General features: G+C 58.6%; 1 protein-coding gene. It reads left to right on the forward strand.

Features of this window, described 5'->3' with window-relative positions; genetic code table 11:
* Positions 1-287: 287 nt before the first annotated feature.
* The coding region (locus VBE63_RS30835) for a carboxypeptidase regulatory-like domain-containing protein (RefSeq protein ID WP_323686751.1) at positions 288-740 on the forward strand (453 nt) is incomplete at its 3' end.

A 740-nucleotide genomic window follows, 5' to 3' on the forward strand; every position in this document is an offset into this window, starting at 1 on the left:
TGCAGGGGACAAGATGGATGAAGCGAAGCAGTCGCTGACCGAGTAAGCCGACCACCAGAGATCGCCTAGTCGGCTGGAATGGGCGGATGCCGAAAGCCAGATCCGGAGACTGCCCAAACTTTATAACCCCTTGATCGCCTGTTGATGGCCGGTAGCGGGCCATGAACCGTCGTTTCAGGGGCGCTATTTCCGCTACCGATCTCCGCAAACGGCGCCGGATGGCCAATCGGACTCTCCATCAGGCCTGTTTGGTCTTTATCACTCAATCAAGTTTATAGGGTATTGCAATGAGCATCCGTCCACAGTCTAGGGCAACGGCAATCACACTGGGGCTGCTCCTAGTCGGAGCCGCACTCACACCAGCCAGTGCAGAACAGGCGATGGAGGCGAGCGCGTCGACCGCTGACGAGCGATCGATGGTGGTCGCGAATGAAGGGGGTATTCGCCATATCTCGGGCGGGGTTGGCGAGAACGAGCGGACAGAACTCAAGGCCATGGCCAATGAATTCAACCTCCATCTGATGTTCGCGACCCAGGGCAGCGGTGAGTATCTCTCTGCGGTTCAGGTCAATGTGCTGGACGCCAAGGATGGCCCCGTGCTGACGGCCCTCTCGAAAGGTCCCTGGTTTTACGCGCAGCTGCCACCTGGAGAATACCAGGTGGAAGTGACGCCGACGGGTGTCCGAGGCGATGAGTTGACCCAGCGTAAGGTCGTGCGTCTCGATCGCTCTAACCCATCA

Source organism: Lamprobacter sp., assembly GCF_034860625.1.
Lineage (GTDB): Bacteria > Pseudomonadota > Gammaproteobacteria > Chromatiales > Chromatiaceae > Lamprobacter.